Consider the following 14,707-nt stretch of genomic DNA (forward strand, 5'->3'; position numbering starts at 1 on the left):
GCGGCATGACCACGATCGCGGTGACCGGGCACATGGATCTGACCGAGGTGAGTGTGCCGTTGGTGCGGGACGCGCTGGGGGAGTTGCTCAAGGGGTACGCCGAGGGTGGGGAGCTTGTTGGGGTTTCGTGTATTGCCAAGGGGGCGGATTCCTTGTTCGCCGAGGTCGTGCTCGCTCTCGGTGGGCGGCTTGTCGTTGTCGTGCCGTCCCAGGACTACCGCGCGAACAAGGTCAAGCCCGACCACGCGGCGCGCTTCGACCGGCTCGTCGAGGCCGCCGACGAGGTTCTGGTGCTGCCGTACGAGACCGCCGACCGCCGTGCGTACGAGGCCGCCAACGCCGTGCTCGTCCAGCGGGCCGAGCGGCTTGTCGCCGTCTGGGACGGGGTGCCGCCCAGGGGGAAGGGTGGCGGTACCGCTGACACCGTGGTGGAGGCGCGGAAGGCCGGCGTGCCGGTCGATGTCGTGTGGCCGCAAGGAGCTGCACGGCAGGTGTGAATCGGACTCGGCGGGTACCCGTTCCCGTGAAGCGACCCCACAGACAAGGGAGTTGACCATGTCGGGGTTTGGGCACGGGGCACGCAAATACCCTCGCTCACGTGGCCGGATGGGGTCACGGAGTGGGCCGGATCGTGTGACGCTCGGGATCGCGGGGGTGGTGTGCGCGGTTGCCGGGTTCTTCGTGCTCGGGATCGTGCTGGGGCCGGTGGCCATGGTGTGCGGGTGGCTGGCGATGGGGCGGCGGTGGGCCTCCAGGGCCGTCGCGCCGCTCGTCGCGGTGATTCTGGGCGGGCTGGACACCGTGCTCGCGGTGCTGTGGCTCGCCGGGACGCCGGGGAACGGGTGGATGTAGGACCCCGTTCCCCGGTTCACGCCCCTACGCGTCGCCCCCCGCCGCACCGGGGTCGGCCGCGGCCACGTCGAGGAGCTGGTACCGCTCGATCGCCTGCTTCAACGCCGACCGCTCCACCTTCCCCTCCTTCGCCAGCTCCGTGAGGACCCCCAGCACGATCGACTGCGCGTCGATGTGGAAGAACCGCCGCGCCGCCCCCCGCGTGTCCGCGAAGCCGAAGCCGTCCGCGCCCAGGGACTGGTACGTGCCGGGGATCCAGCGGGAGATCTGGTCGGGGACCGAGCGCATCCAGTCGGAGACGGCGATGAACGGGCCTTCGGAGCCGGAGAGTTTGCGGGTGATGTAGGGGACGCGGGCGTCCTCCTCGGGGTGCAGGAGGTTGCGGCGTTCGACGTCGACGGCCTCGCGGCGCAGTTCGTTCCAGGACGTGGCCGACCAGACGTCGGCGCGGACGTCCCACTCCTCGGCGAGGATGCGCTGGGCTTCCAATGCCCAGGGGACGGCCACGCCGGAGGCGAGGATCTGGGCCGGAGTTGAGCCCGCCGTGCCGGAGGAGACGCGGTGGATGCCCTTGAGGATGCCCTCGACGTCGACGTCGGAAGGCTCCGCCGGGTGCTGGAGGGGCTCGTTGTAGACGGTGAGGTAGTAGAAGACGTCCTCGCTGTCGGGGCCGTACATACGGCGGAGCCCGTCCTGGACGATGTGGGCGATCTCGTAGCCGTACGCGGGGTCGTAGGCGACACACCCGGGGTTGGTCGAGGCGAGCAACTGGGAGTGGCCGTCGGCGTGTTGGAGGCCCTCGCCGGTCAGGGTCGTGCGCCCGGCGGTCGCGCCGAGGACGAATCCGCGGGCGAGTTGGTCCGACATCTGCCAGAACTGGTCGCCGGTGCGCTGGAATCCGAACATCGAGTAGAAGACGTACACGGGGATGAGGGGTTCGCCGTGGGTGGCGTAGGCCGAACCCGCCGCGATCAGGGACGCCGTGCAGCCCGCCTCGGAGATGCCGTCGTGGAGCATCTGCCCGGTCGGCGACTCCTTGTAGGCGAGCAGGAGTTCACGGTCGACGGACTCGTACTGCTGGCCGAGCGGGTTGTAGATCTTCGCGCTCGGGAAGAAGGAGTCCATGCCGAACGTGCGGTACTCGTCGGGCGCGATGAGGACGAAGCGGCGGCCCAACTCCTTGTCCCGCATGAGGTCCTTGAGCAGCCGGACGAACGCCATGGTGGTGGCGATGGACTGCTGGCCGGTGCCCTTCTTCACGGTCGCGTACGCCTTGTCGTCCGGCAGCGCGAGCGGCTTGGCGCGCACGACGCGCGTCGGGACGTACCCGCCCAGCGACGTGCGCCGGTCGTGCATGTACTGGATCTCCTCCGAGTCCCGCCCCGGGTGGTAGTACGGCGGCAGGCCGGACTCCAACTGCTGGTCGGAGATGGGGAGATGGAGGCGGTCGCGGAAGCCCTTGAGATCGGCGACCGTCAGCTTCTTCATCTGGTGGGTCGCGTTGCGGCCCTCGAAGTTGGGGCCGAGGGTCCAGCCCTTGACCGTCTTCGCCAGGATGACCGTCGGCTGCCCCTTGTGCTCGACGGCCGCCTTGAACGCGGCGTAGATCTTCTTGTGGTCGTGCCCGCCGCGCCCGAGGTGCAGGATCTGGTCGTCCGTCATGCCCTCGACCATCGCGCGCAGCCGCTGGTCGTCGCCGAAGAAGTGGTCGCGGATGTAGGCGCCCGACTCGGTGGCGTACGTCTGGTACTGGCCGTCCGGCGTCGTGTTCATCCGGTTGACGAGGATGCCGTCGCGGTCCTGCGCGAGCAGCGGGTCCCAACTGCGGTCCCAGATCAGCTTGATGACGTTCCAGCCGGCGCCCCGGAAGACGGACTCCAGCTCCTGGATCACCTTGCCGTTGCCGCGCACGGGCCCGTCGAGGCGCTGGAGGTTGCAGTTGACGACGAAGGTCAGGTTGTCGAGGCCCTCGCGGGCGGCGATCGTCAACTGGCCCAGCGACTCCGGCTCGTCCATCTCGCCGTCGCCGAGGAACGCCCAGACGTGGGACTTCGAGGTGTCGGCGATCTCGCGGGCGTGCATGTACCGGTTCATGCGGGCCTGGTAGATCGCGCCGATCGGGCCGAGGCCCATCGAGACGGTCGGGAACTCCCAGAAGTCCGGCATCAGACGCGGGTGCGGGTACGACGAAAGGCCGTACGGGGCGCGGGACTTCTCCTGGCGGAACGCGTCGAGGTGCTGCTCGGTCAGGCGGTCGAGGAGGAACGCGCGGGCGTAGATGCCGGGGGAGGCGTGGCCCTGGAAGAAGACCTGGTCGCCGCCGTCGCCCTCGTCCTTGCCGCGGAAGAAGTGGTTGAAGCCGACGTCGTACAGGGACGCGGAGGACGCGAACGTCGCGATGTGGCCGCCGACGCCGATGCCGGGGCGCTGGGCGCGCGACACCATCACGGCCGCGTTCCAGCGGGTCGCGTTGAGGATCTTGCGCTCGATCTCCTCGTTGCCCGGGAAGAACGGCTCGCTCTTGGTGGGGATCGTGTTGACGTAGTCCGTGCTGCGCATCTCGGGGACGGCGACGCGCTTCTCGCGGGCCCGCTCGATGAGCCTGAGCATCAGGTAGCGGGCGCGTTCGCGGCCCCGCTCGTCGATGGCGGCGTCGAGGGAGTCGAGCCACTCCCGTGTTTCCTCGGGGTCGAAGTCAGGAACCTGACTCGGAAGGCCGCCAATGATGATCGGATTGCGATCGGATCCGGAAGCCACGCTGTTCCTTACCTGTCGAAGGGCTGCCGAGGGGCCGTGAAGACCCCGGGAGCCGCACGTTTCGGGATGCCTGCTGCACCGTTCCCCATCGTGTACCTCGGGGCGTCAAACGTCACCTTCTGCGGGTACGCGATTTCCAAACGCGCAAACAGGGCAGAAAGGTGTGGTGTGTGTCACCTTTGCCGTGGAAACCTTGACGGGAGTTGCGGCGACACGGCCCGGATCGTCACCGTTTAGGCGGTCCGAACCGCCGGGTACTTGCGCGATCCGCCCCGCCCGTGTGGACTACGGCCAACACCACGCGCGTACGCGTGGCCGAGTTGTCATCGAAAGAACATGATCAGGAGGCAGACCGTGAGCGCGACCGCGGACCACGCGGAGACGAGCCTGGCCGTACGGCTGGGTTTCCAGCCCGCCCAGGTGGTCCAGGAGATCGGCTACGACGAGGACGTAGACCAGGAGCTCCGCGAGGCCATCGAGGAAGCCACCGGCGCCGAATTGGTGGACGAGGACTACGACGACGTGGCCGATGCCGTCGTCCTCTGGTTCCGTGACGAGGACGGCGACCTCACGGACGCGCTCGTCGACGCCATCGGGTACCTGGAGGAGGCCGGGACGATCCTGCTCCTCACCCCGAAGACCGGACGGGACGGCTACATCGAGCCCAGCGACATCAACGACGCCGCGCAGACGGCCGGACTGTCGCAGTCCAAGAGCGTCAACGCGGGCAAGGACTGGGTGGCGACCCGCCTCCTGCCCCCGAAGGGCGCCAAGCGCTGAGCCTCGCCTCCAGCTGACGGAAGCGGGTGCGGCACCCTCCGGGGGAGACCCGGCCCAAAAACCGCACCCGCATCCCGCCCGCCCCACGGGCCCGGCCTCACGGCTCCGCCCCACGAGCTTGGCCTATGGCCCCGCCCCACGGGCTCGGCCCCATGGCCCCGGCCCACGGGTCTGGCTCCGTGGCCCTGCCCCACGGGTCTGGCTCCATAGCTCCGCCCCACGGGCCCGGCCCCACGGCCCCGCCCCAGGCGCTGGGGCCCCTCGCAGAGCCCCCCAACCCCGCCCGACGCCCTTGTGTCACCTCGCCGGGTGATCAGGGCATCGCAGGACGACACGGGACTCCGCGCCGCCACCCGCACCCCACCGGGGCCCAGCCGGGCGGCGCAGACCTGCCGGAGCCCAACGCGGCCCTGCCGGACGACGGGGATGACGTCCCGCCGGTCCCCGAAGAAGGCCCTGCCGGGGACGCAGCAGGGCTGCCGCGCACCCCACACGGCGGCTGAGCTGCCGCGCACCCCCAGCGGCTGAGCCGCTCCGCCCGGGTGGCCGCCGCGCCGCCGGGGCTGCACCGGGTGGCCGAGCCCCGCTGAGCAGCGGGCGTTCTGCCGGTCCCCGGCGCTTCACGTGTGCCGCACGCCCCCCTCGCGGCCTGCCTCTCGCTCGTGCCCTGGCCTGTCCCCCTCGGGGCCTGCCTCTCGCTCGTGCCCTGGCCTGTCCCCCCGCGGCCCGCCCCCTTTGCGCCCTGGCCCGTACCCCCGCGGCCCGCCCCCCCTCGCGCCCCCTCCTGCCCCCCGCCCCGCTCCGCGGCCCCGTTGCCGCGGGCCCGCCCGGAACCCCCCGCTCCCTTCCCCCCACCCCCTCCCCCCGTACGCTGTGATCCCCCGAACAGCCCACCGAAGGGAAAGATCCCGATGGCGATCCAGGTCGGCGAGAAGGCTCCGGACTTCGAGCTCAAGGACAATCACGGCGCGACCGTGAGGCTCTCCGACTTCCGGGGGAGCAAGAACGTCGTGCTGCTCTTCTACCCCTTCGCGTTCACCGGCGTGTGCACCGGGGAGCTGTGCGAGGTCAGGGACAACCTGCCGAGGTTCGAGGACCGGGACACGCAGGTGCTGGCCGTGTCCAACGACTCCATCCACACGCTGCGGGTGTTCGGGGAGCAGGAGGGGCTTGAGTACCCCCTGCTCAGCGACTTCTGGCCGCACGGCGAGGTCTCGCGCGCGTACGGCGTCTTCGCGGAGGACAAGGGCTGCGCGGTGCGCGGCACGTTCGTCATCGACAAGGACGGCATCGTCCGCTGGACGGTCGTCAACGCGCTCCCGGACGCCCGGGACCTCGGCGAGTACGTCAAGGCCCTCGACACCCTGTGATTTCTTCCGGGCCAGGGCCTGCGGGGTGCGGGAACCCGTCACTAGGATCGGATCGTTGATCCGGCATATCCGACGTACGACGGGGCTCCCCGCCCCGGGAATCCAAGGGAGGACTCGTGGGAGTCAGCCTCAGCAAGGGCGGCAATGTCTCGCTGACCAAGGAGGCCCCGGGCCTGACCGCGGTCATCGTCGGTCTGGGGTGGGACGTCCGCACCACGACCGGCACCGACTTCGACCTGGACGCCAGCGCCCTGCTGGTGGACTCGTCCGGCAAGGTCGCCAGCGACGCGAACTTCGTCTTCTTCAACAACCTCAAGAGCCCGGACGGCTCGGTCGAGCACACCGGCGACAACATCACCGGTGAGGGCGAGGGCGACGACGAGCAGATCAAGGTCAACCTCGCCGGCGTCCCCGCCGACGTCGACAAGATCGTCTTCCCGGTCTCGATCTACGACGCCGAGAACCGCCAGCAGTCCTTCGGCCAGGTCCGCAACGCCTTCATCCGCGTCGTGAACCAGGCGGGCGAGGCCGAGATCGCCCGCTACGACCTCTCCGAGGACGCGTCGACGGAGACCGCGATGGTCTTCGGCGAGCTGTACCGGCACGGCGCGGAGTGGAAGTTCCGCGCCATCGGCCAGGGCTACGCCTCGGGCCTGCGCGGCATCGCCCAGGACTTCGGCGTCAACGTCTGACGCCCCGCTCCCACGTTCCCGGCCCCGCTCCCGTTTAGGGGCGGTGCCGGGCGCGCAGGACAACCAGCAGAGGCACCACCAGGGGAGGACAGCAACATGGGCGTCACGCTCGCCAAGGGAGGAAACGTCTCCCTGTCCAAGGCCGCTCCGAACCTCACGCAAGTGCTGGTCGGGCTCGGCTGGGACGCGCGCTCCACCACCGGCGCACCCTTCGACCTCGACGCCAGCGCCCTGCTGTGCAACAGCGGCCGGGTCCTGGGCGACGAGTGGTTCGTCTTCTACAACCAGCTGAAGAGCCCGGACGGCTCGGTCGAGCACACCGGCGACAACCTGACCGGCGAGGGCGACGGCGACGACGAGTCGCTGATCGTCGACCTCTCCAAGGTCCCCGCCCACTGCGACAAGATCGTCTTCCCGGTCTCGATCCACCAGGCCGACGAGCGCGGCCAGACCTTCGGCCAGGTCGCGAACGCGTTCATCCGCGTCGTCAACCAGGCCGACGGCCAGGAACTCGCCCGCTACGACCTCTCCGAGGACGCCTCCACGGAGACCGCGATGATCTTCGGCGAGCTCTACCGCTACCAGGGGGAGTGGAAGTTCCGTGCGGTCGGACAGGGGTACGCGTCGGGTTTGCGGGGCATCGCTCTAGACTTCGGAGTCAACGTTTCGTAAAGCCGAGTACGGCGCGGGGGAGACCCGTACCTACGGATTGGGTAGCCAGTGCTTCTGAAAACCTTTGGCTGGTCGTTCGCGGTCACCGCGCTCGGCCTGGCCGTCGGGGTCCTCTACGACGGATGGACCGGCCTCGGCGTCGTGGCGATCCTGTCCATCCTCGAGATCTCCCTGTCGTTCGACAACGCGGTGGTCAACGCCGGGATCCTGAAGAAGATGAACGCCTTCTGGCAGCGCATCTTCCTCACCGTCGGTGTGCTCATCGCGGTGTTCGGCATGCGTCTGGTCTTCCCGGTCGTGATCGTCGCCATCAGCGCCAAGCTGGGGCCGATCGAGGCCGTCGACCTCGCCCTCAGCGACAAGACCCGCTACCAGGAGCTGGTGACCGACGCGCACGCGTCGATCGCCGCCTTCGGTGGCATGTTCCTGCTGATGATCTTCCTCGACTTCATCTTCGAGGACCGGGACATCAAGTGGCTCGGCTGGATCGAGCGCCCGCTCGCCAAGCTCGGCAAGGTCGACATGCTGTCGGTCTGCATCGCGCTCGGTGTCCTGCTGATCGCCGCGTTCACGGTCGCCCCCAACGCCCACATCCACGGCGGCGGACACGTCGACAAGACCGAGACGGTCCTGCTCTCCGGCATCCTCGGCCTGATCACGTACCTCGTGGTCGGCGGCCTCTCCGGCTACTTCGAGGGCAAGCTCGAAGAAGAGGAGGAGCGGGAGCACGAGGCGGAGGAAGAGGCCAAGCGCGCGGGCAAGCAGAAGCCGGTCATCCTGCTCGCCGGCCGCGCCGCGTTCTTCATGTTCCTCTACCTGGAGGTCCTCGACGCGTCGTTCTCCTTCGACGGCGTGATCGGCGCCTTCGCCATCACCAACGACATCGTCCTGATGGCCGTCGGCCTCGGCGTCGGCGCCATGTACGTCCGGTCCCTGACCGTCTACCTGGTCCGGCAGGGCACCCTCGACGACTACGTCTACCTGGAGCACGGCGCGCACTACGCGATCGGCGCGCTCGCGGTGCTGCTGATGGTCACCATCCAGTACGAGATCCACGAGGTCATCACCGGCTCCATCGGCGTCCTGCTGATCGCCTGGTCCTTCTGGTCCTCCGTCCGCCGCAACCGCGCGCTGGCGGCGGCCGAGGGAAAAGAGGGGTCTGACGACGCGAAGGCGGAGGTCTCCTCCGGCGTCTGACATACGCGTCTGACATGTGGACCGGAGTGTGATCAGCTTCCGGATGAGGAAAGCTACTTGGCGGGGCGGCTGTTCAACACGGCCGCCCCGCCGGGCATTTCACCGACGCGGGGTTCTACGAGAGGGACATGGGGCGGGAGATGGGCTTCTTCGACGGCCTGCTGGGCAGCCGCGCGGCCGACTTCGACTCGGGCAGCGCCGCGAGCAACGCGATCGAGCTGAGCAAACGGCACCCGCAGGTCTCGCTGACGAAGCAGGGCGCGGCCAGCGGCAACCTCCGCGTCAACCTGACCTGGCGGATGCGGACCTCCGACTTCGGCGGCATGCAGCGCGAGAGCCTCCTGCGCCACCCCTTCAAGGCGCTCAAGCCCCCGGAGGTCGTCGGGCACAGCCAGTCCATGGTCAACGTCGACCTCGACCTGGGCTGCCTCTACGAGCTCGCCGACGGCTCCAAGGGCGTCGTACAGCCGCTGGGCGGGCTGCTCGGGGACGTCAACGACGCGCCGTACGTCAAACTCAGCGGGGACGACCGGTTCGGGTCGGCGTCGGGGGAGACGATGTACGTCAACCTCGACCACCGCGAGAACATCAAGCGGCTGCTGGTGTTCGTCTACATCTACGACCAGACGCCGGCGTTCGACCGTACCCACGCGATGGTCACGCTCTACCCGAGCAACGGCCCCCGCATAGAGGTCGGGCTCGACGAACGGCACCCCCAGGCGCGGTCCTGCGCGGTCGTGATGATCGAGAACGTCAAGGGGGAGCTGATGGTGCGCCGCGAGGTGCGGTTCGTGTACGGGTTCCAGGCGGAGCTGGACCGGCTGTACGGGTGGGGGCTCCAGTGGGGGCGGGGGTACAAGGCGAAGGCGGAGAAGTGATACCCCTCCGCCTCAAGGACTGCTTCTGAGAGCTACCGCCCGATGAACTGCGGCCCCTGCGGCGGCATCCGGAACTCCTCCTGCGGGTAGCCGTACGCGGGCGCCGCCTGGCCGTACGTCGGGAGGGACGCCGGGTAGCCGTACGCCGGCTGCCGCGGGGGAGTCGTCGTCGGCTGCTCGGGCGGCAGCGGCTGGGAGAAGGTCTGGGGGCTCGCGGGGGGCTCCTCGTGGGCTGGGGTCTCCGGGTTCTCGGAGCTCTCGGGGGTCTCGGGGGTCTCGGCCTCCGACTCGTCCACCGAGATGCCGTAGTTGACGGCGAGGCCCTCAAGACCGTTCGAGTAGCCCTCGCCGATCGCGCGGAACTTCCAGCCGTCGCCCCGGCGGTAGAGCTCGCCGCAGATGAGGGCCGTCTCCTCGCCGGTCTCGGGCCGTACGTCGAAGACGGCGATGGGGTCGGAGTCGGCGCGGTTCGCGTCGTACAGCGCGATCTGGAGGGACCGGACGTGGTCGAAGGTGACCCCGTCGGCTGAGGCGACGAGCAGGATCTGGCTGACGACGGACTCGACACCGGCGAGGTCGGTCTGGATGGTGTCCGTGAGGGCGTCGGCGGTCCGCTTCTGGCCGAGCCGCCAGACCTTGCCGGAGGGGTGGCGTGGCTGGTTGTAGAAGACGAAGTCCTCGTCGGAGCGCACGCGGCCGTCGGAACCCAGGAGGAGAGCGGAGGCGTCGACGTTCGGCACACCCTGCCCGGGGGTCCAGCGCAGCACGGCGCGCACCGTGGTGGCTTCGAGCGGGACGTTCGACCCCTTCAGCATCGCGTGCGTCATGGCGTCATCCTGCCCTCTCGCCGCTGAGCAGGACAACCGAGGCGTGGAGTCCATCGGGAGGTGCCCGGTGGCGTTACCAGAAATTCATTCCCGGCGGGAACTTTTGAACCGATCGGTACGTACTATTACCGGTCACTTGTTTTCACGGAATCCACCGGGCTCGCCGTCCGTCACGGGGGTAGACATGCGTCATTTCGGGCACATCGCCCCGCAGGAGCGCCGGCGCCTCTTCCACCAGGAACCCTGCGCGTTCGGTACGGACTCCCCGGCCCGCCTCCTGTCGGCGGCCCTCGGCGCCACGCTCTACAGCCCCGCGACCCGCCCCCGCCTCGCGGACGACGTGATCAAGCAGGCCGCCCAGGGCGTCGTCTCCATGGTCCTGTGCCTGGAGGACTCCATCGGCGACGAGGACGTCCCGGCCGGCGAGGAGAACCTCGTCCGCCAGTTCGCCGACCTCGCGACCCGCCCCGAGGAACTCCCCCTCCTGTTCATCCGGGTCCGTACGGCCGACCAGATCCCCGACCTCGTCCGCCGCCTCGGCTCCAGTGTCTCCCTGCTCAGCGGGTTCGTGTTCCCCAAGTTCACCGAGGAGCGCGGCACGGCGTTCCTTGAGGCCCTCACCGCCGCCGAACTCGCCAGTGGACAGCGCCTGTTCGGGATGCCGGTCCTGGAGACCCCCGAGCTGATGTACCGCGAGACCCGCGTCGAGGCCCTGGAGGGCATCGCCCGCGCCGTCGACAAGTACCGCGACCGCGTCCTCGCGCTGCGCCTCGGCGTCACCGACTTCTGCTCCTCCTACGGCCTGCGCCGCGCCCCCGACATGACCGCGTACGACGTCCAGATCGTCGCGTCCGTCATCGCCGACGTCGTCAACATGCTCGGCCGCGCGGACGGCACGGGCTTCACCGTCACCGGCCCCGTCTGGGAGTACTTCCGCGTCCCCCAGCGGATGTTCAAACCGCAGCTGCGCACCAGCCCCTTCCTCGAAGTCGAGGCCGTCGAGCTGCGCGAACGCCTCATCGAGCACGCGATGGACGGGCTGCTGCGCGAGATCTCCCTCGACCACGCGAACGGCCTCCTCGGCAAGACCTGCATCCACCCCTCGCACGTCCCGGCCGTCCACGCGCTGTCCGTCGTCAGCCACGAGGAGTACAGCGACGCGGCCGACATCCTGCGGCCCGAGCGCGGCGGCGGGGGCGTCCTGCGCTCGGCGTACACGAACAAGATGAACGAGGTGAAGCCGCACCGCGCCTGGGCCGAGCGCACGATGCTGCGCGCCGAGGTCTTCGGCGTGGCCCGTGAGGACGTCGGGTTCGTCGATCTGCTCGCGGCCGGTATCCCCGCCTGAGCCCGGGGCTGTGTCTCGGTGCTGTCTTTCGGTGACGTCATGAGGAGCGATGTGAACGACGCGGTCTGGTCCGGCGGTTGGGTGTCCGAACGGCTCGGCGTGGAACTCGCCGGGGACGCGGTGCTGCCGGACATGCTGGGCCTCGCCCTGCGCCGCAACCCCAAGCGCGCGCACCTCCTGGTCTCCAACGTCCTCGGCAAACACGTACCGCAGCTCCCGTCCGTCGTGTACGGCCACGGCTTCGCCCTCGGCCGCCGGGTGCGCGAACTCCTGGGCACCGACGCGGAGTCGGCGGTGGTGCTGGGGTACGCGGAGACGGCGACGGGGCTCGGCCACTCCGTCGCGGACGGCGTCGGCGACGTGACCTACCTGCACTCGACCCGGCGGCCGGTGGAGGGGGTGGCGCGGGCCGGGGGGTTCGAGGAGGCGCACTCGCACGCTACGTCGCACCTGCTGTTGCCGGAGGACGGGGAACTGCTGCGCGGGGACGGGCCGTTGGTGCTGGTCGACGACGAGTTCTCGACGGGCAACACGATCATGAACACGATCCGGGACCTGCATGAGCGGTATCCCCGGGGGCGGTATGTGGTGGTGACGCTGGTGGACATGAGGTCCCCGGCGGACGCCGGGCGGCTTTCCGCGTTCGCGGAGGAGATCGGCGCGCGGGTGGATCTCGTGGCGGCGGCATCGGGAACGGTGAGACTGCCGGAGGGGGTGCTGGCGAGGGGACAGGAACTGGTGGGCCGGTACGAATCGATCGCCGCCGGCATCAACCCCCTAGGGGCGCGGGGAACTGCGCGACCAGCCCCCACCGGCCCGCAGCCGAAATACAACCGCGTCGAACTCAACTGGCCTCTCGCTCTCCCCGACGGCGGCCGTCACGGCTTCACCGCCCACCACCGAATACAACTGGACGCGGCCCTCCCCGAGATGGCGGCCCGCCTCGCAGAGGCACTCCCCGCCAATGCCCGCCGTGTCCACGTCCTCGGCTTCGAAGAGCTGATGTACGCCCCCCTCCGCCTCGCCCACGAACTGGAGCACATAGCCGACGCCGAGGTCCGCTACTCGACGACGACCCGCTCCCCGGTCCTCGCCGTCGACGACCCGGCGTATGCCATCCGCACCCGCCTCACCTTCCCCGCCCACGACAACCCGGCGGACGGCCCGGGCGACCGGTACGTCTACAACATCGCCGGCGCCGGCTTCGACGCGGTTCTCGTGATCGTCGACTCCACCGCGGACACCCCCGAACTCCACGCCCCCGACGGCCTGTTGGCCCAACTCGCCGAGCACACCCCGCAAGTGATCCTCGCGGTGATCCCGTCCTACCTGCCCGGAAGGCCCCGCATGCTGCCCGACCCCCTCAGAGGCCCCGCCTTCTCCTCGTACGCCCCGGACGAGGTCGGCTGGCTCCTCCAGGACCTCTCGGACGTCACGCTGGAAGCGCCGACGGAGGAACGCGAGGAGGCCGTGCAGAGCGGCGGCGCCCACTACGCGGAGTCCCTGCCGATCGAGTACCAGCCGACCGAGCAGTACCAGGCGCTGTTCCAGGCCGCGCTCACGGAATCGGCGGAGCGCCTCGCACAGGCGGTCGGCGTGGTGACGGAAACCGTCCTCGCGGAACGCTCACCGCACCCGGTACTCGTCTCGCTGGCCCGCGCCGGCACCCCCGTCGGCGTCCTCATGCGCCGCTGGGCCCAGCACCGGCACGGCCTCGACCTGCCCCACTACGCCGTGTCGATCGTGCGCGGCCGGGGCATCGACGCGAACGCGCTGCGCTGGCTGGCCGAGCACCACGACCCCGCCGACGTCGTGTTCGTCGACGGATGGACCGGCAAGGGCGCGATCACACGCGAACTCGCCGCCGCGATCCGGGAGTTCGAGGAGGCGGGGGGCGCTCCCGGGTTCGACCCCGAGATCGCCGTTCTCGCCGACCCCGGCTCCTGCGTCCGGACGTACGGCACGCGCGAGGACTTCCTCATCCCCTCCGCCTGCCTCAACTCGACGGTGTCCGGGCTGATTTCGCGAACTGTGCTGCGCGCGGACCTGGTGGGGCCGGACGACTTCCACGGGGCCAAGTTCTACCGGGAGTTGGCCGGGGCCGACGTCTCCGTCGCGTTCCTGGACGCGGTCCGCGCCCGGTTCGCCGAGGTGGGGGAGTCTGTCGACGCCGCCGTCAAGGAGCTGCTCGCCAGTGACCGTACGCCGACCTGGGAAGGGTGGGCCGCCGTCGAGCGGATCAGCGAGGAGTACGGCATCCATGACGTCAACCTCGTGAAGCCGGGGGTGGGGGAGACGACGCGGGTGCTGCTGCGCCGGGTGCCGTGGAAGATCCTCGCCCGCGCGGGGGCCGGTGACGACCTCCGGCATGTCCGGCTGCTCGCCGAGCAGCGGGGCGTACCCGTCGAGGAGGTCGCCGGACTCCCGTACACCTGCGTCGGGTTGATCCACCCCCAGTACACGCGCGGCGCCACCGGCGCCGACGGGAAGGCGGTGACCGTCTGATGCCGGTACTCGTCGCCAGCGACCTCGACCGTACGCTCATCTACTCGCCGTCCGCCCTCGCGCTCACGATGCCGGACGCGCGTGCGCCCCGCCTGCTGTGCGTGGAGGTCCACGAGGCGCGCCCGCTGTCGTTCATGACGGAGACGGCATCCCAGCTGCTCGCCGACCTGGGCGACGCGGCGGTCTTCGTCCCCACGACGACACGGACGCGCAAGCAGTACCTCCGCATCAACCTGCCCGGCCCCGCGCCCAAGTTCGCGATCTGCGCGAACGGGGGGCACATCCTGGTGGACGGCGTGAGCGACGCCGACTGGCAGGCGGCGGTGGCCTCCCGCCTCGCCGCCGAGTGCGCCCCGCACGAGGAGATCCAGGCGCATCTGGCCGCGAACGCCGACCCGGTGTGGCTGCGCAAGCTGCGCGTCGCCGAGGACCTCTTCTCCTACCTGGTGGTGGAACGCGAACTGCTGCCGGAGGAGTGGGTCAAGGAACTCGCCGCGTGGGCGGAGGGGCTGGGCTGGGGGGTCTCGCTCCAGGGCCGCAAGATCTACGTGGTGCCCAGGCCGCTGACCAAGAGTGCGGCGGTCCGTGAGGTACTGCGCCGTACGGGGGCCGAGTCGAGCCTCGGCGCGGGTGACTCCCTGCTGGACGCGGACCTGTTGGAGGCCGTGGACAGGGCCTGGCGCCCGGGGCACGGGGAGCTGGCGGACACGGGCTGGACGGGCCCGGGGGTGACGGCCCTGCCGGAACGGGGGGTCCTGGCCGGTGAACGTATTCTGCGCGAGTTCCTGAAGGCGGTTCGCTCGGGGGTGTGAGAGAGGCGGGCCGGCCG

General features: G+C 70.0%; 13 protein-coding genes. 11 read left to right on the plus strand and 2 right to left on the minus strand.

Translation table 11 applies throughout. From position 1 onward, the window contains the following. Nucleotides 1-5: 5 nt before the first annotated feature. Both PV682_RS23320 and PV682_RS23325 read left to right on the plus strand, forming a co-directional pair. Nucleotides 6-497: a hypothetical protein gene (locus PV682_RS23320; protein ID WP_319732896.1), complete on the plus strand. Its 492-nt coding sequence runs from the start codon at nucleotides 6-8 to the stop codon at nucleotides 495-497. Between the two features lie 58 nt (nucleotides 498-555). Then, nucleotides 556-852, plus strand: coding sequence for a small hydrophobic protein (locus tag PV682_RS23325; RefSeq protein WP_319732898.1), 297 nt, complete (start codon nucleotides 556-558; stop codon nucleotides 850-852). Nucleotides 853-876: 24 nt separating this feature from the next. On the opposite strand, the gene aceE is transcribed toward PV682_RS23325, so the two are convergent. Continuing rightward, nucleotides 877-3,609 (minus strand): pyruvate dehydrogenase (acetyl-transferring), homodimeric type, encoded by a 2,733-nt coding sequence (gene aceE, locus PV682_RS23330; RefSeq protein WP_319732900.1) that lies wholly within the window; start codon nucleotides 3,607-3,609, stop codon nucleotides 877-879. A 354-nt stretch (nucleotides 3,610-3,963) separates the two neighbouring features. On the opposite strand from aceE, the gene PV682_RS23335 reads away from it, so the two are divergent. The 6 genes from PV682_RS23335 to PV682_RS23360 all read left to right on the plus strand — a co-directional run bounded on the left by PV682_RS23335 (nucleotide 3,964) and on the right by PV682_RS23360 (nucleotide 9,198). Further along, nucleotides 3,964-4,389: a DUF3052 domain-containing protein gene (locus PV682_RS23335; RefSeq protein WP_055720450.1), complete on the plus strand. Its 426-nt coding sequence runs from the start codon at nucleotides 3,964-3,966 to the stop codon at nucleotides 4,387-4,389. A gap of 911 nt (nucleotides 4,390-5,300) precedes the next feature. Then, on the plus strand, nucleotides 5,301-5,759 hold the full coding sequence (locus PV682_RS23340) for a peroxiredoxin (protein WP_319732902.1): 459 nt from the start codon (nucleotides 5,301-5,303) through the stop codon (nucleotides 5,757-5,759). Between the two features lie 116 nt (nucleotides 5,760-5,875). Further along, nucleotides 5,876-6,451, plus strand: coding sequence for a calcium homeostasis/redox stress adaptation protein (locus PV682_RS23345; RefSeq protein WP_055719212.1), 576 nt, complete (start codon nucleotides 5,876-5,878; stop codon nucleotides 6,449-6,451). Nucleotides 6,452-6,547: 96 nt separating this feature from the next. After that, on the plus strand, nucleotides 6,548-7,123 hold the full coding sequence (locus tag PV682_RS23350) for a TerD family protein (RefSeq protein WP_055719211.1): 576 nt from the start codon (nucleotides 6,548-6,550) through the stop codon (nucleotides 7,121-7,123). A gap of 48 nt (nucleotides 7,124-7,171) precedes the next feature. Further along, nucleotides 7,172-8,320 (plus strand): DUF475 domain-containing protein, encoded by a 1,149-nt coding sequence (locus tag PV682_RS23355; RefSeq protein WP_319732906.1) that lies wholly within the window; start codon nucleotides 7,172-7,174, stop codon nucleotides 8,318-8,320. Between the two features lie 140 nt (nucleotides 8,321-8,460). After that, complete coding sequence (locus tag PV682_RS23360) at nucleotides 8,461-9,198, plus strand: TerD family protein (RefSeq protein WP_109363471.1); 738 nt, start codon at nucleotides 8,461-8,463, stop codon at nucleotides 9,196-9,198. Between the two features lie 32 nt (nucleotides 9,199-9,230). Here the strand turns inward: PV682_RS23360 and PV682_RS23365 are convergent, their stop codons facing one another. Beyond that, nucleotides 9,231-10,025 carry a TerD family protein gene (locus PV682_RS23365; RefSeq protein ID WP_319732908.1) on the minus strand — a complete coding sequence of 265 codons (795 nt, stop codon included), beginning with the start codon at nucleotides 10,023-10,025 and terminating at the stop codon, nucleotides 9,231-9,233. A 184-nt stretch (nucleotides 10,026-10,209) separates the two neighbouring features. Between PV682_RS23365 and PV682_RS23370 the strand changes: the two genes are divergently transcribed. From PV682_RS23370 to PV682_RS23380, 3 genes are read left to right on the plus strand one after another with little or no spacing between them, the layout of a single operon-like run. Then, nucleotides 10,210-11,373, plus strand: a complete 1,164-nt coding sequence (locus PV682_RS23370) for an HpcH/HpaI aldolase/citrate lyase family protein (protein WP_319732910.1) — start codon at nucleotides 10,210-10,212, stop codon at nucleotides 11,371-11,373. A gap of 39 nt (nucleotides 11,374-11,412) precedes the next feature. Then, nucleotides 11,413-13,878, plus strand: coding sequence for a phosphoribosyltransferase (locus tag PV682_RS23375; RefSeq protein ID WP_319732912.1), 2,466 nt, complete (start codon nucleotides 11,413-11,415; stop codon nucleotides 13,876-13,878). After that, entirely contained in the window at nucleotides 13,878-14,690 is an 813-nt protein-coding gene (locus PV682_RS23380) for an HAD family hydrolase (protein WP_319732914.1), read from the plus strand. Before PV682_RS23375 ends, PV682_RS23380 begins: the two co-directional genes overlap by 1 nt. Nucleotides 14,691-14,707: the final 17 nt, after the last annotated feature.

Origin of the sequence: Streptomyces niveiscabiei, from assembly GCF_033794345.1 — a bacterium.
Taxonomy (GTDB): Bacteria; Actinomycetota; Actinomycetes; order Streptomycetales; family Streptomycetaceae; genus Streptomyces; species Streptomyces niveiscabiei.